This is a genomic window from Duganella sp. S19_KUP01_CR8 (assembly GCF_036688705.1).
In the GTDB taxonomy this organism is placed as follows: Bacteria; Pseudomonadota; Gammaproteobacteria; order Burkholderiales; family Burkholderiaceae_D; genus Rugamonas.
Genome location: NZ_JAQQPR010000003.1, coordinates 251,378 through 271,055 on the forward strand (window position 1 = coordinate 251,378; position 19,678 = coordinate 271,055).

Consider the following 19,678-nt stretch of genomic DNA (forward strand, 5'->3'; position numbering starts at 1 on the left):
CAACAGAACGAATTTAAAGGGTCTACAGCATGATGCTCAGCAGCGCTTCAAACGATGCCGGCTTCGCCAGGTGGGCGTTGAAGCCGACCGAGAAAATGCGCGCGTAGCCGCCGGTCTGCTGGCTGCGCAGGGCCGCCGCGGTGCGGAAGCGGTCCATGTCGGGCATATCGATATCGAGGAAAATGACATCCGGCCTGAACTGGTCCGCCAGCGTCAGCGCACCCTCCGCGCCGTAGGCGATGGCGGTGGAATACCCGCAGGCTTCCAACAGGGCGGCGACGGTGCCGGCGGCGGCGTGATTGTCATCAACCACCAGCACGCGCTGGGTTTGCATTCGATCGTCAGGCATGACGCTCTCCTTTTAGTGAATAAGAGCATCATGCGCCTGGCGGCATCAGGTTTCTGTACGGTCGCGTACAGTGGGACCAGGGCGCATCTTACTCAACAGCAACAACAAGCCCGCGCCCAGCAACAAGGCCCTGCCCGGCTCCGGGACGGCGCTGGCCAGCGTGAAGTCGTCCATGACAAACCAGCCGTCGTCGCGCGCGATGTTCAGCCGTGCGACATGGCTGAAATTCGCCGCCACCCAGCTGTAGCTGGCGCCGATGGCGACCTTGCCGGTGCCGCCGATCAGCTGGTTGTCCGCGTCGTAGGCCGTGATGTTGATCCAGCTGGCGGTCGCGCCGTTGGTGGCCGGCGCGGCAAACCAGGCGCCGGCGAAGTTGAAGCCGACGCTGCTGCTGACGCCGAGATCGTCGACGCCATAGCCGTTGGTGACGAACAGCGCGCCGGAATGCGCGCCGTTGCCGTAGCCTTCCACGCTGGTGTCGCCCAGATACCAGTCGCTGCTCCAGCTGAGGCCGGCGTACGGGCTAGTCATCGGCGTCAGCTCGCCATCGGCCTGGAGGTCGTCGAAATTGAGCGCGCCCGCGCCGGCTTGCGCCGCCAGCAACAGGCCGGCGCTGGCGAATAATCCGATCAGAAAGTTTTTCATCGTTGTTCCTTGTTAGTTGCAGGCGTCGCCGGTGACGACGGGAATCGCCGAACCGCTGACCGTCATGCCGAATTCGACCGTGCTGCCCGGATAGATGTCGTGGTTCCAGCTCTGGTTGGGCGTGGCGGTGTAGGTCGGGCTGGCGCCGGCGACGCCGGCGTTCCAATAACCCTGCACCACCGAGTTGTCGCTGTAGGTCCAGCTCACCGACCAGCCCTGGATCACGCTGCTGCGGTTGTTGGTGATGCGCACCGCCGCGTTGTAGCCGCCCTGCCAGGCCGCCGTCACCACATAGCTGCACTGGTTGACCGGCTGGGTGGGCGTGACCGGGCCGGCCGCCACCGGCGTCACCGCCACCTCGCCGCCCACGTCCATCGCGCGGCCGTAGGCGATGCCGCGCCCTGCCGTGCTCATGTACACCTGGCCGTAGATGTTCGTGTCGCCGTTCACCATGCGGGCGTTGCCGGGGCCGCCGAACTGGCGGGCGTCGTCGTTGACGCGCACCCAGCTGGCGCCGGCGTCGGTGGAGCGCAGCACGCCGCTGGTGGTGCCCACCGTGCCCTGCATAAAGAGCGTCGGATAGCCCGCATCCGGCGCCGCCTTGCAGAAGCCGATCGCGCCGCACTGGTTGACGCCGGCGATCTTGCTGAAGCTGGCGCCGGAGTCGGTCGAGCGGGCCAGGCCGCCGCCGTTCAGGCAGACCCAGAGATCGCCCTCGTGTCCCGGCGCGACGCGGATCAGCGGCGAGCCGCCCGCCGCCAGCGTGCCCTGCTGGACAAAGGAAGCGCCGCCGTCGCTGCTGGCCAGCAGCTTGCCGTTGTCGTAGACGTAGAACTTGTTGGGGTTGACCGGATCGGCCACCGGCCGCGCGTTGCTCACGTCCAGGCCGGCCACCGCCGTCCAGCTGGCGCCGAAGTTGGTCGAGCGGTAGCTGGTGGCCGAGCCGGCCGGGCTGTGCAGCATGACGTAGCCGTCGGCCGACAAGGCCAGCTGGCCGTGGTCGCCGTTCATCGCGGCCGCCTTGTTCCAGCTGGCGCCGCCGTCGGTGCTGTAGTAGATCGCCGTGCCGGCGCGCGCCATGATGCGGCCGTCCTGCGCGGCGATCGCCAGGCCGCTGGTGGTGCCCATCTGCGGCGTGTGCTGCACGCCGTACTGGCCGGCGTCGGCGTTGATGAAGCCGTCGAAGTCGCCGATCGCCGACACCAGCGGCCCCTGCGGCACACTCTCGACCTGGAACGGCACCGTCTCCTCGATGCCGGCGACATCGAAAGCCCAGCTGGTGGTGGCGGCGTTGATGTCGCTAGTCTTGAACAGGCCGTTGCCCGAGCCGACCCACACCTTGCTGGTGTCGAAGGGATCGAACTCCACCGAACCGGCCCAGTGGATGGACTGGCCGTTGCCGATCCAGCCCACGCCCCGTTGGTCGAGCGCGAAACCGCGCGCCACCACGTCGGTCCACGAACGGCCGGCGTCGCGGGAGGTCAGGATGCGGTCGCCGTAGCTGTTGGCGCCTTGCGGCAGCCAGGTGTTGATGGTCGACGCCACCAGGTGTTTCGGATCGGCCGGGTCGACGCTGATGCCGCCGTAGGGATGGGCCGCGCCGGCCGGCGTGATGTTGACCCAGTTGCCGCCGACCGCGCTGTATTCCCATACCTGGCCGTTGTCCATCGGCTCGTTGCTGGCGGGATGCGGGCCGGCGCCGTTGGCGTAGGTGATGTACAGCTTGCCCTTGGAGGACATGACCGCGCGTTGCGGCATCAGGCCGGCGGCCGGGCCGCCCTTGACCGGCGCGAAGCTGGCGCCGCCATTGGCGCTGAAATACAGATTGGGTCCGACCGAGCCGTAGCGCGAGACGCCAACGAAGATGCGCTGCGCCACGCCGCCGCTGACGCTGGCCGGATCCAGCAGCACGAAGCTGACGCCGTTGTCGTTGGGCGTGTCGCCGACGGCCAGGCCGTCGACATGCTTCCAGGTCGCGCCCGAGTCGGTGCTCCTGAACAGGCCGTTGCGCCGGGTGCCGACGTACAACACGTTGCCCGAGCCCGGATCGACCTGCAACTTCTCGCCGTTCTGGCGGCCCATGCCGTTGCCGTGGGCCTTGAACTGCGCCGTTACATCGGTCGCGGCGAAGGTCTTGCCGTAGTCGCTGGAGCGCAGGATGACGGTCTTGCCGTTGCTGAAGTAGCTGGTGCCGGCCAGCAGGTAGACATTGGCCGCGTGGCGCGGATCGATCGCCAGCGACTCGATGCCCATCAGGCCGACATCGGCCTCGCCAACCCAGTCGGTCAGCGCGGACCAGCGCGACTGCGCCGCATCCCAGCGGTAGGCGCCGCCGACGTCGGTGCGGACGAACACCACGTCGCGCTCGCTCTTGCTGGCGACGACGCCGGTAACGAAACCGCCGCCGCCGATGGCGACCGAGTCCCAGTGGTAGGTTTCCGCCGTAGCGGCGAGCGGGATCAGCAACGCTGCAAGCAGCGCCGCCAGGGGGTGAACTCTCATTGTTGTCTCCGTTGGATTTATTTTTATCGCGTATCGGGACGCGTGAGACCATTCTGCGAGTTCAGCCCCCCGCTCGCAATTATGAAAATCACCAAACGACAGAACGAAATTGGGTCAGATGCCGCTTCCGCCCTTCGTTGCGGCAAACCCGGATTGACATACCATGCATAGCCGCACAAACTTGCATGATGCACAAGACCCCGACGACCGCCATCCTCCGGATCCAGCGCTGGCTGGCGGGCGGCCTGCTGTGCGCCGGCCTGGGACTGTCCGCAGCCGCCGCTGAACACCTGGTGATCGACTACGTGGTGTCCAACAGCCCCCAGCGCAATGCGTGGCTGGGCATCATCAACCAGTTTGCCGCCGCCAATCCGGACATCCAGGTCGAACACCACGGCTACCCGCAGGAGCAATACAAGCGCGACTTCAGCGCGCGCCTGAGTACCGGCCGCGCCGACCTGGCCTTCTGGTACGCGGGCGAACGCCTGCGCGACGCCGCCAGGAACAAGCTGCTGTCGCCCATCGATGGCGAGCTGGTCACACTGATGAAGAAAAAGAAGTTCGCGCCCGCCGCCGTCGAAGGCACGCGCATCGATGGCGAGGTCTATGGCTTTCCGCTGTACTACTACGCCTGGGGCTTTATGTACCGCAAGTCGCTGTTCGAGCGCCTGGGTTTGCGGCCGCCGGCCAGCTGGAGCGAGTTCCTGCAAACCTGCGAGCGCCTGCAGGCGGCGGGCGTGACGCCGCTGGCGGTGGGCGCCAGGAGCGGCTGGCCGGCGGCCGCCTGGTTCGACTACCTGAACCTGCGCATCAACGGCATCGACTTCCACCGCAAGCTGCTGCGTGGCGACGCCAGCTTCGGCGACGCGCGCGTGCGCCAGGTGCTCGACACCTGGGGCGACTTGCTGAGCAAGGGTTACTTCCTGGAGGCGACGATGGACCAGGAACCGGAACGCGTGCCGCCGTATCTGTACCGCGATCATGTCGGCATGGTGTTGACGGCCAGCTTTGTCGCCGCCAAGTTTCCGGCGGCGGTGGCGGCCGACATGGGCTTCTTCGCCTTCCCGAGCTACACGCCCAACCTGCCCGCGTATGAGGAGGCGCCGCTCGATGTGCTGGTCCTGCCCGCCAGGGGCCTGAACGCCAGCGCCCGCAACCGCTTCCTGGCCTTCCTCGCGGAGAGCGGCGCGCTGCGCCAGATCGCCGAGGCCGACCAGACCTTTTCGGTCCAGGCCGACCCGGCCGCACCGCCCACCTTGCTGGGCGACGCCACCAGCGGCATCCTGGCCGGCGCGGCCGGACTCACCCATTTCTTCGACCGCGACGCCAGGGCGGACCTGGTCGCGCCCATGTATGAAGGGCTGCGCCAATTCCTCAAGCCGCCGCATGACACGGAGCAGGTGCTGCGCACCGTCGAGAGCGCGCGCCAGAAAACCCGCATGGCCGCGAACCGTCAGTAAGGAGTGAATTCAGAGAGGCGCCTGGACCGTTTGCAGCGGCTGCGCCGACTGCGCCCGCCGCAACATCAACTCCAGCTCGGGCGCCGGCACCGGCCGCGAAAAATAATAACCCTGCATGACGTCGCAGTTGGCCTGGCGCAGGAACTCGACCTGCTGCGCGTTCTCCACGCCCTCCGCCACCACCGACAGGCCCAGGCTGTGCGCCAGCGCGATGATGGCGATCGCGATCGCCGCGCCGTCGCCCGGCACGTCGCTGACGAAGCTGCGGTCGATCTTGAGCTGGTCGATCGGGAAGCGCTTCAGGTAGGCCATCGACGAATAGCCGGTGCCGAAATCGTCGATCGACAGGTGGATGCCGGCGGCCTGGATGCGCTGCATCAGCGCCAGGTTGGCCTCGACGTTTTCCATCATCGCGCTTTCCGTCAGCTCCAGCTCCAGCAGGTGCGCCGGCAGTCCGGTCTCTTCCAGCAGCGCCAGGATCTCGTCCATCAGGTCCTTGTCGCGGGTCTGGTGCGCCGACAGGTTGACCGCCATATGGGCGATGCCCTCCAGCAATCCCTCGCGCTGCCACTGCGCGGCCTGGCGGCAGGCGGTCTGCAACACCCAGCGTCCCAGCGGCACGATCACGCCGCTGTCCTCGGCCACCGGGATGAACTCCGCCGGGCTGACCGGTCCCAGTTCCGGACAGGTCCAGCGCGCCAGCACCTCGAAGCCGATCATGCGGCCGCTGCGCGTGTCGATCTGCGGTTGGTAGTGCAGCGCCAGTTCATCGTTGTCCAGCGCGCGCCGCAGCCTGGCCTCCATCGTCAGCCGCTTGTGCGCGCGCAGCGTCATCTCCTGGTGGAACACCTGGCTGGTGTTCTTGCCCAGGTGCTTGGCGTGGTACATCGCCATGTCGGCGCCGCGCATCAGCGACTCGGCGTTGTCGCCGTGCGCCGGATAGGTGGCGACGCCGATGCTGGCGCTGACGTACAGCTGCTGGCCTTCGATCGGGAACGGCGCCGCCAGCGCGCCCAGGATCTTGTCGGCCACGCCGGCCGTGACGCGCGCCGCGTCCTCCGCCTCGACGATCACCACGAATTCGTCGCCGCCGATGCGGCAGATGACGTCCTGCGCCCGCAGCGTCGCGAGCAGGCGCTGGGCCACCATCTGCAACAGCAGGTCGCCGCAGGTGTGGCCGAGCGTGTCGTTGACCACCTTGAAGTTGTCCAGGTCGAGCAGCAGCAAGCCGACCGCGCCGGCCTGGCGGTCGGCCCGGCGCAAGCAAGTGTCGAGGTTCTCGTTGAAGGCGTTGCGGTTCGGCAGCGCCGTCACCGGATCGACCAGGGCCAGGTAGTTCAGGCGGCGCTCGGCCGCGCGCACGGTGGCGCGCATGCGCGACACCAGCAGCCAGGCCAGCGCCATCGACGCCAGCGCCACCAGCAGCATGTAGGCGGCAAACGCGGCCAGGCGGCGGTACAGCGGCGCCTGCGTCGCGCGCAAGACCACGCTGCCGATCACGGCGCCGTTGGCGGCGACCGGCTCCAGCACTTCGAGCGCGCCGGCGGAAAACACCTGGCGCCCGGCCCGCAATGCTTCGTTGACGGTGGGCGGCGTGCCGCCGGCACGCCGGTAGCTGGCCAGCGGCACGCTGCGCCGATCGAGGATGGCGGCGCTCTCCACCACCGGCGACAGCGCCAGCCCGGCCAGCGTTTCGGTGGCGGCGCGCTGGTCCTCGAACATCAGCGCGGCGCTGCTGTTGCTGCCGACGATGCGCGCCTGCACCTGCACATCCTCGAGCAAGGCGTCGCGCAGCACAAAATACTGGAACACCACCAGCAGCAAGGCGGCCACGCTGAGCGCGGCGCCGGCCACCAGCAGATTGCTGCGCGCGACCGTGCTGCCGAGCGGACCCGCCGGGGCTCCCGCTGCCGCTTCAGCTTCCCGAGGCCGCGCGCGCGTCATTGCACGCTCCTGGCCAGGCGCAGCAGCTTGGAGCTCAGCACCATGCGCGCGCCGCGCAAGGCGCCGAGGTCGGCGTCGAACACCACCCGCTTGTCGTCCATGAACAGCGCCAGCATCACGCCGGCGCGGGCGATCTGGCGGTCGTCGGCGACGGTCAGCACGCTGGCGCCGGCCGCGGCCAGGTCCTGCCGCAGCTGCGGCCAGGCGTCGCGGTCCTGGCGGTCCAGCACCAGCAGGTGGCAGTTGCGCGGCGCCGCGCCGGCGGCCAGCACGCGCACCTCAAGCCGATGACCGTTGACGCTTTTGTCGCGCAGTTCCTGCAGCGCCGCCAGCAGCGCGTTGCCGCTGTACGCGCACAGCACCAGCGGACTGGCCTGCGGCAGCGCCTCGGCCGGCCATTCGGCGAACACCGCGAAGTTGAACACGAAGGCCGCCTTGAGCTGGTATTCGGGCACCGCGCTTTCCGCGCGCGCGGCGCCGCCCCACCCGCCCAGCAGCAGGGCAAACGGCAAGGTGGAGAACCACACGGCTATGGCGCGCACCATCGGCATCTCAATAGTCCAGTATCAGTTTCAGTTGCAGCCGCCGGCCATCCTGCTGGATCGCGTCTTGCAGGTGCTCCACCGACGCCGGATCGGCATAGCGGCGGTTGAACAGGTTGTAGGCGGTCAGCGCCAGGTCGGCGTGCGGCGCCAGGCGATGCGAATACAGGTTCAGGTTAGCCAGCAGGAAGGAACCGGTGCTGCCGCCCTGGATCATGCTGCGCCGGCCGACGTACTGGGCCTCGGCGCCGGCGCGCCATGCGCCGTGCAGCGGCAAGGTCAGGTTCAGCTTGGCCAGCTGGCTGGGCGTGTTGACGTTGCCGCCCTCGCCGTCGCCGCCGTCCTGGCGCGTGCGCTGCCAGCTGTAGCTGGCCTTCAGGCGCGCCGCGTTGTTCCAGTTTTGTTCGTATTCGAATTCCACCCCGCGCGCCACGGCGCGGCCGGCGTTGACAAAGATCGGCAGGCCGCCCTGGTCGACCTGCGTGATCAGCGCCGACACCACGTTGCGGAACGCCGATACCGTCACGCGGCGATTGCCGGGCAGCTGGCGCACCAGCGCCAGCTCTGCGCTGACGATGCGCTCGCGGCCCAGCGTGGGATTGGCCAGCTGGCCGCCGTCGCCGGGCGCGCTGTAATACAACTCGTAGCTGTTGGGCGCGCGGTAGGCGTTGCCGTACATGGCCTTGACGGTGGTCTCGGCGTTCCACTGCTGCACCAGCGCCAGGCGCGGGCTGAACACGCCGCCGGTGGCGGCATGGCGGTCGTAGCGCAAGCCGGCGTTCAGCAACAGCGCCGGCGTCAGCGCCAGCTGGTCCTGCAGGTACAGGCCGTAGCGGTTGCCGTTGTGGTTTTCGTTCAGGTACAACGCGTAGGGCGCGTCGTCGAAGTTGAGCATGCGCTGGCGATAGTCGTCCTCGAAGGACAGGCCGGCCAGCAGCTTGTGGTCGCCCAGGTTGGCCAGCAGCGTCAGGTCCGCGCCCCACCAGCGGCTGGCGAAGACGTCGCGGTTGAGGGTGCCGGCGGCATCGTCGTTGACGTAGTCGCCCAGCGAGCCATACTCGGCCCAGTAGGCGCGCGCGCTGATCTCGACCTGCGGCGTCAACATCGTGCGGTAGGCCAGGTCGACGTAGTTTTGCGTGTCGATCGTGCGCGAGCGCGGATCGTTGAAGCGCTGGCTGTACGAGGCGGTCGGCACGCCCTTGTCGCGCTCCGCGTGGATCAGGGTGGCGGTCAGGGCGCCATGGATGGCCTTGGCGAACAGGCGGTGGCCGCTTTCATAATCGAGGCCGCGCGCCACGCCGTCGCCGACGCCGTCCTGGGCGTAGGCGGCGTAGAACTGGTCGCGGCCGTCGGTCTTGTAGCGGCTGGCGGCCAGCAGCCAGTCGGTGCCGAAGCTGTCACTCCAGGCCTGGCTGGCATGGCCGCGGCGGGCGCCGTCCTGGCCGCCGGCCAGCGTCAGCGCGCTGCCCTCGATGTCGCGCGGGCGGCGCGTGATGACGTTGATCACGCCGAAGAAGGCGTTGGCGCCGTACACCGACGAACCGGGACCGGGCACGTATTCGATGCGCTCGACCAGTTCCAGGTCGAGCGGAAATTCCCCGCCCATCGGCCCCGAATCGAACACCGCGTCGTTGATGCGGTTGCCGTCGATCTGCAGCAGGAAGCGGGTGTTGTAGTCGCCCGGCCGCAGGAAGCCGCGCGCGCCGACGTAGCTGTAGTTGCGGTCGTAGCTGGCGTAGACGCCGCGCACGCTGCGCAGCACATCGGCCAGGCTGCGCCAGCCATAGGCGCGGATATCGGCGGCGGTGATCACGGTGACGCTGGACGGCGCCTCGCTGGCGCGCTGGACGAACTTCGACGCGCTGAACACTTCCAGCGACACCAGTTGCTCCAGCGGCAACGTGGTCAGGTCTTGCGCATCGGCGCAGGGATAGCACGCGAGCAAACCGCAAAGTATTGGGAGGTGTAGCGGCGCCGGTCGCCGTTGGTTCATCGTTGCCATATGCCGCTCATCACCCGAATAATTGCTCTAGTAAAACATGTTGGCAGGTTGAAGCGCGCTTGTACAGTCGGCACTGCCGATGACCATCATGCGCTGGTGTTTCCGCAACAACCCAGACGGTCCGCGCAGCCGTCTTGCCGACTTCCCGCCATTTTTCGTCAGACGAACTCGGCTTGATATTTATCAAGCCGTTTGAGGTTCGCCCAAGATATTGTTTGCGCAATATTTAATAATAAGCAACTAGGGACATGCAAGTGACTTCGACAAATCGACATCACTCTTGAACCACGCCAGTAATGCCTCCACAAGGGGCGGCACGCTGCACCTCTCGCCATACCAGCACGCAGAGGGGGACATTTGGGTTAGTGGCTCGGGATTCACCAAAAGGGAATTCTGGATGACCAATTATTCTGACATTTGCATCATCGGCGCAGGCATCGGAGGATTGACTTGCGCCACCCGTTTGATCGGTGCCGCCATCAGCAAGCACCTGCGCATACGGGTGTTCGATCTGAATGCCGCAGTGGGCGGGCGCATCCAGTCGCGCAAAATCAATGGAGAGGAAATCGCCGAACTCGGCGCCGCCCGCTACTCGCCGCAGCTGCATCCGAACTTCCAGCAGCTGATGCAGGGCAGCGAACTGCCGCATGCGGTCTATCCGTTCACCGAGGCGGTATTCCACGATCGCGTGCAGGAGCAACTGCAGGCCACACTGCTGAGCCTGAAGCCTATGCTGAAAGAACATCCGCAGGACTCGTTCCTGCAGTTCGTCAGCCACTACCTGGGCGCCGCCGAGGCCACCCGCATCATCAAGGCCACCGGCTACGACGCCCTGCTGCTGCCCATCGTCTCGCCGGCCATGGCCTACGACATCATCAAAAAGCATCCCGAGACCCAGAGCATCACCGAGAACGCCGCCAACGAATGGCTGTATGCCACCGACGGCTACGGTGAGCTGCTGAGCCAGCTGCAAGGCGAGGCCCAGGCCGGCGGCGTGCAGTTCGAGCTGGGCCACCGCCTGCTGTCGGTTGAAAAATCCGGCGCCGACCATGTGCTCGCCTTCAACCACATGGGCGAACGGCGGGTGCACCGGACGCGCCACCTGGTCATGGCCGTGCCGCCCACCGCCATGGCGCGCCTGAACCTGGACCTGCGCTCCGGCTGGAGTCCGTTCCAGTACGATTCCCTGCCCTTGTTCAAAGGCTTCCTGACGTTCGACGAGGCCTGGTGGCAAGCACTGGGACTGACCGACAAAGTGCTGATGGCAGAGAACCCGCTGCGGAAAATCTACTTCAAGGGCGACAAATACCTGCTGTTCTACACCGACAGCCAAAGCGCGACTTATTGGCGGGACTGCCTGACGCAAGGCGAGGACGTTTATCTGGAACATGTCCGCCGCCATCTGGAAGAAGTGCTGCCGCTCAACGGCCAGCCGCTGCCGCCGATCAAGGGGCATTTTTACAAGCATTGGCCGCACGGCGTCGAGTTTTGCATGGACACCGACGCCGACCATCCGGCCGCCCTGCTGCACCAGGACGGCATCATCGCCTGCTCGGACGCCTACACCTCCCATTGCGGCTGGATGGAAGGCAGCCTGATCAGCGCCCGCCACGCCAGCCAGCTGCTGCTCGAACGGCTGAGCCAACTGCCCGACGCCGCGAACGACGCCCAGGCATACGCCACCTCCACCGCTGAGGACGTATGAGTCTGCTGGATTTTCCGCGCTTTCATTTTCGGGGTTTCGCCCGCGCCAATGTGCCGACCGCCAATCGCAACACGCACGGCCACATCGATATCGCCACCAACACGATATCGATGGCGGGTGACCCCTTCGACCTGGACCGCCCTCCGTCCGACTTCCACCAGCACCTGAAGCAGCTCGCGCCGCGCTTCAACGCTGCCGGCAAGCCGGATCCGGAAGGCGTTTTCAGCCAGGCGGCCGGCTACAACGCCTGCGGCAACAATCACTTTTCCTGGGAAAACGCCAGGATCACCGGCGTGCAGCTGCGGCCTGGGGAGGTCGATACCGAGGACGCGCTGGTCGGCGCCAAGCTGGCCTTATGGGGCCACTACAACGACTATCTGCGCACCACGTTCAACCGCGCCAGGTGGGTCGACAACAATCCCTCCCAGCCGGACACCACGCTGATCTATGCCGGCCAGTTCACGCTGAGCGGCATGCAGGCCACGCCCAACACGCCGGCCCTGTTCAGCGCCGACATCGCGCAGGCACATTCGGTGCGCTGGCTGGGCGGCGGCCATATCACCGAGCGCAGCGGGCACTTCCTGGACGAGGAGTTCGGCCGCTCGCGGCTGTTCCAGTTTTCGGTGGCGAAGCGGGATCCGCATTTCCTCTTCAACCCGGACACGCCGCTGCCGGCCAGCATGCGCGCCCTGCAACAGGCGCTGGCCGGCGACGACGTGCTGGGGCTGACAATCCAGTACGCGCTGTTCAATATGTCGACGCCGCAGAAGCCGGACTCGCCGGTGTTCTACGACCTGGCCGGCAGCATTGGCCTGTGGCGACGGGACGAGCTGGCCACCTATCCGGCCGGCCGCCTGCTGCTGCCGCGCCAGGCCAGCCTGGGACCGGTGCTGGTCAAGGTGGATGGGGAGCGGGTCTCGCTCAATATGCCGACCGCGATTCCGTTCACCACCCGCGCGGCCGGCCCCGTGTCCGAGCAACATCCGACGCACGCCCTGGGCGGCAAGGCGGCGCTGGGCGACCTGCTGCTGCATGGCGCCGATGGCGTGCTGCTGGCCCGCATTCCCGAGCAGCTGTACCTGGATCACTGGCGCCATCATGGCGTGGTCGACGTGCCGCTGCTGCACGCCGCCGCAAGCGCCGGCCCGCTCAGCCTGGGCAGCGCGCAGGCGCAGTGGGACGAAGCCGATTGGGTGCACCAGTCCGACAGCAACCAGCTGTACCTGGAAGCGCCCGACCGGCAACGGAGGCAGGACTACCCGCAGACGGTCACGCTGCAAAGCCGCTACCGCGGCGAGTTGAAGGCGCATCCGGCGCTGGCCGTGCAAGCCGAACACGGAGAGTTGCTGGCGCTGGAGCTGCAACCCTCGGCGCTCGGAACCGGCTACACCGACCTGACCGTCACCGGCCGTGCATCCGGCGCCACCCGCATCAAACTGGGCGAGGAACAGGACGGCCAACACCTCGGCGTCCGCGTGCTGCCCGACGACTGGCATCTGGATGACGTGCCGGCCGAACAGGTCGACTACGCCTTCCTCTACCGCCATGTGATGAGCTACTACGAGCTGGTCTATCCCTTCATGGCGGACAAGGTGTTCAGCCTGGCGGACCATTGCAAGTGCGAGACCTATTCGCGCCTGATGTGGCAGATGTGCGATCCGCGGAACCGCGACAAAAGCTACTACATGCCGAGCACGCGCGAACTGTCGCTGCCGAAATCGCGGCTGTTCCTGAAATACCTGACCCAGGTCGAAGCCGCCGCCAAGACCGCCGCACCGCCGGAACCGGCGCCGCACGTCATCCGCAGCAAGGAAGCGCTGGTCGACGAGCTGAAAAAGGCGGTCGACCTGGAACTGTCGCTGATGATGCAGTACCTGTATGCAGCGTACAGCATCCCCAACTACGAGCAGGGCCAGCAGTTGGTGGAAGCCGGCCGTTGGCAGGCGGACGAGCTGGAGCTCGCTTGCGGCGACGCCGACCGGCGCCGCAACAGCGGCGCGCGCGGCGCGCTGCTGGAGATCGCCCATGAGGAGATGATCCACTACCTGTTGATCAACAACGTGCTGATGGCGCTGGGCGAGCCGTTCTACGCCGGCGCCCCGCTGCTGGGCCAGCAGGCGCGGGAGCGCTTCGGCCTGGACACGGAATTTGCATTCGAACCGTTTTCCGAGCACGTGCTGGCCAGGTTCGTGCGCTTCGAATGGCCCGACTATCTGCCGACGCCGGGCAAGTCCATCGCCACCTTCTACCTCGCCATCCGCCAGGCCCTGGCCGAGCTGCCCGAGCTGTTCGATGCCAACGGCGCCAACGGCGGCAAGCGCGGCGGCGAGCACCACCTGTTCCTGAAGGAACTGACCAACCGCGCCTATCCCGGCTACCAGCTGGAAGTGGGCGACCGCGCCAGCGCGCTGTTCGCGATCGACTTCGTCACCGAGCAGGGAGAAGGCGTGGCGGTCGATTCGCCGCATTTCGACGTCTCGCACTTCCACCGGCTACGCGCGCTGGGCGGCCGCTTCTCGTCGCGCGAGAAACCGTTCGAGCCGGCCGTGCCGTCGCTGAAGAACCCGGTGCTGGCGGCGCGCGCAGACTGCACGGTGGTGACCGACCTCAAGGCGCGTTCGCTGATGCAGCTGTACCAAGGTTGCTATGCGCTGACCTTCGGCCTGATGGCCCACCATTTCGCGCAACAGCCGCTGGGCAGCCTGCGCCGTTCGCGCCTGATGAACGCCGCCATCGACATCATGACCGGCCTGTTGCGGCCCTTGTCGGCCGCGCTGATGAACATGCCGTCCGGCCTGCCCGGCCGCAACGCCGGGCCGCCGGTGCCGGAGCCGCCAAGCGCCGTCATCAGCAGCGACTACAGCCTGGGCTGCGAACAGCTGGCGCAGCAATGCCTGGCGCTGGCGCAGTACGGCCGCTGCCTGGAGGACGGCGTGGTCGGCCTGGCGCAGATCGAAATGTTGGAGTTTTTTAATCAGCAATTAACCGATTTATCTCGGGGAAAGATGTCTAGAGAGGCCTGAAATGCAAAAGATCATCATCGTCGGCGGAGGCCTGGCGGGCAGCCTGACCGCCATCTACATGGCGCAGCGGGGACACGACGTCCACGTCATCGAAAAGCGCTGCGATCCACTCGGGCCCAATGCGGCCAGTGCCGACCCGATCGGCTCGCGCGCGATCGGCGTCAGCATGACCGTGCGCGGCATCAAGGCGGTGCTGGGGGCCGGCATCAGCAAGCAGGAGCTGGACCAGTGCGGCGAACCCGTGGTCGGCATGGCGTTCTCGGTGCGCGGCGACTTCAAGGTGCGCGAGCTGACCCCGCTCGAAGGCCTGTTCCCGCTGTCGCTGGACCGCACCGCCTTCCAGCGGCTGCTGAACCGGCACGCCGTCAAGCACGAGGTCAAATACTACTTCGAGCATAAATGCCTGGATGTCGACCTCGACCGGAAAAGCGTGCTGATCCAGGACAGCAGCGGCGCACTGCAGCATCTGCAAGGCGACCTGATCATCGGCGCCGACGGCGCCCACTCGGCGGTGCGGCGCGCCATGCAAAGCGGCATGCGGCGCTTCGAGTTCAAGCAGACCTTCTTCCGCCACGGCTACAAGACCCTGGTGCTGCCGAACGCGGCCGGACTGGGCTTCCGCAAGGACCTGCTGTACTTCTTCGGCATGGATTCCAAGGGCTTGTTTGCCGGCCGTGCCGCCACCATCCCGGACGGCAGCATCAGCTTCGCCATCTGCCTGCCCTACACCGGCACGCCCAGCCTGGCCACGCTCAACCGCGAAGCCATGGCGGACTTCTTCAGCCGCTACTTCGGCAGCCTGCCGCCGGCCAGCCGCCAGGAACTGCTGGACCAGTTCATCGCCCTGCCCAGCAACGACCTCATCAATGTTCGCTCCAACACCTTCCACTACAAGGGCAATGTGCTGCTGATCGGCGACTCGGCGCACGCCACCGCGCCCTTCCTCGGCCAGGGCATGAACATGGCGCTGGAGGACGTGTACGTCTTCGCCACCCTGCTGGACCGCCAGCCCGATGCGATGGGCCAGGTGCTGGCCGAGTTCACCCGCCAGCGCAAGGTTCAGGCCGACGCCATGCAGGATATGGCGATCGCCAACTACGAGGCGCTGAGCAACCCGAATCTGATTTTCTTCCTGCAGACCCGGTACACCCGCTACATGCACAAGAAATTCCCCCGTGTTTATCCGCCCGACATGGCGGAGAAACTGTACTTCACATCGGTTCCCTACGATGAGTTGCAACAAATCCAGAAGAAGCAAAACGTTTGGTACAAACTTGGAAGGGTAAATTAATGAAGATTCTCGTTATCGGCGCCGGACCCGCAGGACTGATTTTCGCCAGTCAGATGAAGCAAGCCCAACCCTCCTGGGACATCCGCATCGCGGAAAAGAATACCCAGGAAGAAGTGCTGGGCTGGGGCGTGGTGCTGCCGGGACGGCCGCCGCGCCATCCGGCCAATCCGCTGTCCTACCTGGAGCAGCCGGAACTGCTCAACCCGCAGTACCTGGAAGAGTTCAAGCTGGTGCACCACGACCAGCCCAACCTGATGAGCACCGGCATCACGCTGTGCGGCGTCGGACGCCAGGCGCTGGTGCAGGCGCTGCGCGCCAAGTGCGTGGCGGCCGGCATCCCGATTCAATACGAAACGCCGCTGGCCAGCAAGGAAGCGCTGGAGGCCGAGTACGACCTGGTGGTGGTGTCCAACGGCGTCAACCACAAATCGCTGGAGTTGCCGCAGGCGCTGGCGGCGCAGGTCGATTTCGGCCGCAACAAATACATCTGGTACGGCACCACCCAGCTGTTCGACCAGATGAACCTGGTCTTCCGCAGCAACGAGCATGGCATCTTCATGGGCCACGCCTATAAATACTCGGACACGATGAGCACCTTCATCGTCGAGTGCAGCGAACACAGCTTTGCCCGCGCCGGGCTGGAGAACCGCAGCGACAGCGAGGTCGCCGCCTATCTGGCCCAGACCTTCCAGGCCGAACTGGGCGACCACGACCTGATCAGCCAGCCGGGCCAGGGCTGGCGCAACTTCATGACGCTCAGCCGCGAACAGGCCAGCGACGGCAAGTTCGTGCTGATCGGCGATGCGCTGCAATCCGGCCACTTCTCGATCGGCCATGGCACCACGATGGCGGTGACGGTCGCCCTGCTGCTGGCGAAAACCCTGAGCGCCGAAGCCGACACAGCCGCCGCGCTGGCCAACTTCAACGCCCGCGCGGTGCCGCTGGTGCGGCTGTTCAAGGACCACGCCGACGGCAGCCGCCGCTGGTTTGAAACCGTCAGCGACCGTATCGGACTGAGCAACGCCGAACTGACCATCAGCTTCGACAACCGCCGCAAGGACTTGCCGCCGTTGCAGGATGCGCTGATGGCCACGCTCGGCTACGCCCTGGGTCGATAAGGAGCCGCCATGCCGACCTACGCCACCCCGCCGCTGCTGCCGCTGCAATGGAGCAGCGCCTACATCTCCTACTGGTCGCCGCTGCGGGATGAGGACGAAGTCACCTCCGGCTATTGCTGGTTCGACTATGCCCGCAATATCTGCCGCATCGACGGCCTGTTCAATCCCTGGTCGGAACGGGAAACCGGACACCGGCTGTGGATGTCGGAAATCGGCGACGCCGGGCGCGAGCGCAGCCGCAAGCAAAAGGTGGCGTATGCCAGGCAAGGCGTGCAACTGCAGGAAACGGCGCTGCCGGACGAGGTGGCGCCGTTCCGTGAACTGTTCCTGCCGCAGGCCATCCTGCGCGACGGCGAGGCGCTGCACGACGGCCGCCACGCCGTGCTGGGCCAGCCGGCCGACGCCTGGGTGATTGAACGGCCCGGCAAGGCGCGCTCGGTGTTCTACCTGCAGGCCGGCGGCAACCAGCTGCTGCGCATGGTCACCGGCAACGACCCGCAGCATCTGTCGGTGCGCGACTTTCCGAACTTCTCAACCGCCGACATCGCGGACAGCATTTTCATCCCTGCCCAGTCCTAGCCATTTATTTCGAAGGAAACCTGTATGCCCTTGCTTGTCTTTATACTCGGCTTGACGATCTTCTCGCTGACCACGTCCGAATTCATGGTGGCGGGCATGATGCCGTCGCTGGCGCTGGCGCTGGGCGAACCGGTGACACGGATCGGCTACCTGATCTCGCTGTACGCCATCGGCATGGTGGTCGGCGGCCCGCTGATCACCGTCGGCATGCTCAGGCTGCGCATCACCAAGAAAGAAGGCTTGCTTGGGCTGCTGAGCCTGTACGTGATCGCCCAATCCATCGCCGCCTCGGCCACCAGCTATGAAGTCATGGCGATCGCGCGGCTGGCCACCGGCGTGGCCGCCTCGGCCTGCTTCGGCGTATCGCTGGCGATTTGTGCCGACGTGGTCGACGTCCGCGCGCGCGGGCGCGCCGCCGCCGTCGTGATCGGCGGCCTGATGCTGGCTTCCGTGGTCGGCGTGCCGATGGCCACACTGATCGACCAGCATCTGGGATGGCGCGCCAGCTTCTGGCTGGTGGTGGTGCTGACGGTGCTGTGCATGGTGCTGGTGACGCTGCTGGTGCCGCGCTCCAAGCCATCCCAGGCGGTCAGCCTGGGCAGCGAACTGAAGGAGTTCAGGAATCCCCATCTGTGGGCGGCCTACGCCAGCAGTGGCCTGATCATCGGTGCGATCTTCGCCGCCTTCAGCTACTTCGCGCCCATCCTGACCGAGGTGAGCGGCTTCCCGCCCTCCTCGATCCCCTGGCTGCTGGGCGTCTACGGCGTCGCCAACGTGGTGGGCAATGGCGTGGTGGGGAGGTTTGCCGACCAGTACACGATACCGATCATGGTCGGCGGCATGCTGATCCTGAGCATCAGCCTGGCGCTGTTCGCAGTGTTTGCGCACGAACAGACGGCCAGCATCGCCTTGCTGGTGGTGACCGGGCTGGTCGGCATGTCGATGAATCCCGCCATCATCGCGCGGGTGATGCGGACCGCGCATCCCGGTCCGCTGGTCAACACCATCCACACCTCGGTTATCAACATCGGCCTGGGCGCCGGATCGTGGATAGGCGGACTGGGCATCGCCGCCGGCTACGGCTTGCGCTCGCCGTTGTGGGTGGGCGTGGCGCTGGCCGTGCTTGCGCTGATCAGCCTGCTGCCCCTGCTCGGCGGGCGCGCGGTCCGGATGAATGCGGTGTCGAATTGATAATTATTGTATAGTATATGTTTTATTTTCAACACCATTCCAAAAGGCAAGCGACATGAAAACAGCATCACTCGTCCTGGGCGCGGCACTGGCGCTCGCCGGCAGCGCGCACGCGGGCAACTACACGCTCGACTTCGACGGCCCGAAAATTTGCACCGCCAACGGCAGTGGCTACGGCGCGCACCAGGATTGCTCCAACGGCAATGGCAGCATCGGGCAGGATTACGGCGACATGGCCGGCGTGGTCGATGTGCAATACTCCGCGCCCTACACCGGCCACGGCACGCTCAATTGGTGGAGCACCGGCTACAACACCCTGTATGGCGTGCTGTGGGCCGGCTCGAACGACGCCCATTCGGCCGCCCGCATCGATCTGCTGCCGCAGCAAGCCGGCCAGGTGGTGAGCCTGTCGCGCTTCGACCTCGGCACCTATGGCGGCGCGCACACCACTTCGGTGACGGTGTCGGCGATCGGCGGCGGCGTGTTGTTCAGTTTTGACGGCATTATCCCGACCAATAACTCCGCAACCACCCTGGTGCCGAACGTCTCGTCGGCCAGCGGCCTGAGCATCCAGTGGCATGACAGCGCCTACAACGTCGGCATCGACAACATCAAGTTCTCGGTGAGCGCCGTGCCGGAACCGTCGTCGTACGCCATGCTCGCTGGCGGCTTGCTGCTGCTCGGCGCGATCGCGCGCCGCCGCCGCAGCTGACTACTCAGCGGAAACCGTCAAACGACACTTGCAGCATGTGGCGCACGATATCGTCGGGCGCCATCTTGCTGTACTTCTGTAGATACTCCACCGCCGGATCGCAGGTGCGGGCGTAATAGCTGAACAGGATGACGTCGGTGGGCAGCTCGCTGCTCAGCTGCCCCTGCTGCTGAGCCTGCTTAACCAGGGCCTCCAGCTGCCGGTTCAGCTTCATGATGCGCAGCATGTATTTCACATTGCGTATCAACATATCCCGTACATGCGGACTGGTGGACGGCAAGAACGGCAAGCCGCCATCCAGCCGCACCCGCAGCGCCCATTCCAGCAAGGCCGACAATTTCTGCACAGGGCTCAACGCCGCATCGAGCGCCGCCACGTAGTCGAGCGCGCCGTCGAGCAGGCGTATCAGCGCCTCGCCGACCAGCTCCTCCTTCGATTTGAAGTGCTTGTACAGGCTGGGCTTGGAGATGCCCACGGCGCCGGCGACATCGTCCATCGTCATCAAATCGTAGCCTTTATGACTCAGCACCACCGTCGTGGCATCGAGAATCGCACTCTCGCGCAACTTAAACGCTTGATTTTTAAAGCTTAATCTCGGAAGGATACTCATTGGTA

General features: G+C 66.0%; 15 protein-coding genes. 8 read left to right on the forward strand and 7 right to left on the reverse strand.

Annotated elements, in window-relative coordinates; all coding sequences use genetic code 11:
* Positions 1-22: 22 nt before the first annotated feature.
* From V6M89_RS04795 to V6M89_RS04805, 3 genes are read right to left on the reverse strand one after another with little or no spacing between them, the layout of a single operon-like run.
* Positions 23-349 carry a response regulator gene (locus tag V6M89_RS04795; RefSeq protein ID WP_332852109.1) on the reverse strand — a complete coding sequence of 109 codons (327 nt, stop codon included), beginning with the start codon at positions 347-349 and terminating at the stop codon, positions 23-25.
* Positions 350-394: 45 nt separating this feature from the next.
* A complete protein-coding gene (locus V6M89_RS04800; RefSeq protein WP_332852110.1) occupies positions 395-994 on the reverse strand; it encodes a hypothetical protein in 600 nt (199 codons plus the stop codon).
* Between the two features lie 12 nt (positions 995-1,006).
* Positions 1,007-3,496 carry a cellulose binding domain-containing protein gene (locus tag V6M89_RS04805; protein ID WP_332852111.1) on the reverse strand — a complete coding sequence of 830 codons (2,490 nt, stop codon included), beginning with the start codon at positions 3,494-3,496 and terminating at the stop codon, positions 1,007-1,009.
* A 185-nt stretch (positions 3,497-3,681) separates the two neighbouring features.
* Between V6M89_RS04805 and V6M89_RS04810 the strand changes: the two genes are divergently transcribed.
* Positions 3,682-4,956 carry an ABC transporter substrate-binding protein gene (locus tag V6M89_RS04810; RefSeq protein ID WP_332852112.1) on the forward strand — a complete coding sequence of 425 codons (1,275 nt, stop codon included), beginning with the start codon at positions 3,682-3,684 and terminating at the stop codon, positions 4,954-4,956.
* Positions 4,957-4,965: 9 nt separating this feature from the next.
* On the opposite strand, the gene V6M89_RS04815 is transcribed toward V6M89_RS04810, so the two are convergent.
* From V6M89_RS04815 to V6M89_RS04825, 3 genes are read right to left on the reverse strand one after another with little or no spacing between them, the layout of a single operon-like run.
* Positions 4,966-6,900: a putative bifunctional diguanylate cyclase/phosphodiesterase gene (locus tag V6M89_RS04815; protein ID WP_332852113.1), complete on the reverse strand. Its 1,935-nt coding sequence runs from the start codon at positions 6,898-6,900 to the stop codon at positions 4,966-4,968.
* Positions 6,897-7,445 (reverse strand): YfiR family protein, encoded by a 549-nt coding sequence (locus V6M89_RS04820; protein ID WP_332852114.1) that lies wholly within the window; start codon positions 7,443-7,445, stop codon positions 6,897-6,899. The genes V6M89_RS04815 and V6M89_RS04820 overlap by 4 nt, the downstream gene beginning before the upstream one ends.
* 7 nt (positions 7,446-7,452) lie before the next feature.
* On the reverse strand, positions 7,453-9,387 hold the full coding sequence (locus V6M89_RS04825) for a TonB-dependent receptor plug domain-containing protein (protein ID WP_332852115.1): 1,935 nt from the start codon (positions 9,385-9,387) through the stop codon (positions 7,453-7,455).
* Positions 9,388-9,841: 454 nt separating this feature from the next.
* On the opposite strand from V6M89_RS04825, the gene V6M89_RS04830 reads away from it, so the two are divergent.
* From V6M89_RS04830 to V6M89_RS04860, 7 genes are read left to right on the forward strand one after another with little or no spacing between them, the layout of a single operon-like run.
* On the forward strand, positions 9,842-11,149 hold the full coding sequence (locus V6M89_RS04830; protein WP_332852116.1) for an FAD-dependent oxidoreductase: 1,308 nt from the start codon (positions 9,842-9,844) through the stop codon (positions 11,147-11,149).
* Positions 11,146-14,172 (forward strand): iminophenyl-pyruvate dimer synthase VioB, encoded by a 3,027-nt coding sequence (gene vioB / locus V6M89_RS04835; protein WP_332852117.1) that lies wholly within the window; start codon positions 11,146-11,148, stop codon positions 14,170-14,172. Before V6M89_RS04830 ends, vioB begins: the two co-directional genes overlap by 4 nt.
* A gap of 1 nt (position 14,173) precedes the next feature.
* Positions 14,174-15,463: an FAD-dependent oxidoreductase gene (locus V6M89_RS04840; protein ID WP_332852118.1), complete on the forward strand. Its 1,290-nt coding sequence runs from the start codon at positions 14,174-14,176 to the stop codon at positions 15,461-15,463.
* Complete coding sequence (locus V6M89_RS04845; RefSeq protein WP_332852119.1) at positions 15,463-16,581, forward strand: tryptophan hydroxylase; 1,119 nt, start codon at positions 15,463-15,465, stop codon at positions 16,579-16,581. The genes V6M89_RS04840 and V6M89_RS04845 overlap by 1 nt, the downstream gene beginning before the upstream one ends.
* A 9-nt stretch (positions 16,582-16,590) precedes the next feature.
* A complete protein-coding gene (vioE, locus tag V6M89_RS04850; protein ID WP_332852120.1) occupies positions 16,591-17,160 on the forward strand; it encodes a violacein biosynthesis enzyme VioE in 570 nt (189 codons plus the stop codon).
* 24 nt (positions 17,161-17,184) lie between these two features.
* A complete protein-coding gene (locus V6M89_RS04855) occupies positions 17,185-18,351 on the forward strand; it encodes an MFS transporter (protein WP_332852121.1) in 1,167 nt (388 codons plus the stop codon).
* Between the two features lie 55 nt (positions 18,352-18,406).
* Positions 18,407-19,063 (forward strand): PEP-CTERM sorting domain-containing protein, encoded by a 657-nt coding sequence (locus V6M89_RS04860; protein ID WP_332852122.1) that lies wholly within the window; start codon positions 18,407-18,409, stop codon positions 19,061-19,063.
* Between the two features lie 4 nt (positions 19,064-19,067).
* Here the strand turns inward: V6M89_RS04860 and V6M89_RS04865 are convergent, their stop codons facing one another.
* On the reverse strand, positions 19,068-19,673 hold the full coding sequence (locus V6M89_RS04865; RefSeq protein ID WP_332852123.1) for a TetR/AcrR family transcriptional regulator: 606 nt from the start codon (positions 19,671-19,673) through the stop codon (positions 19,068-19,070).
* Between the last annotated feature and the right edge of the window lie 5 nt (positions 19,674-19,678).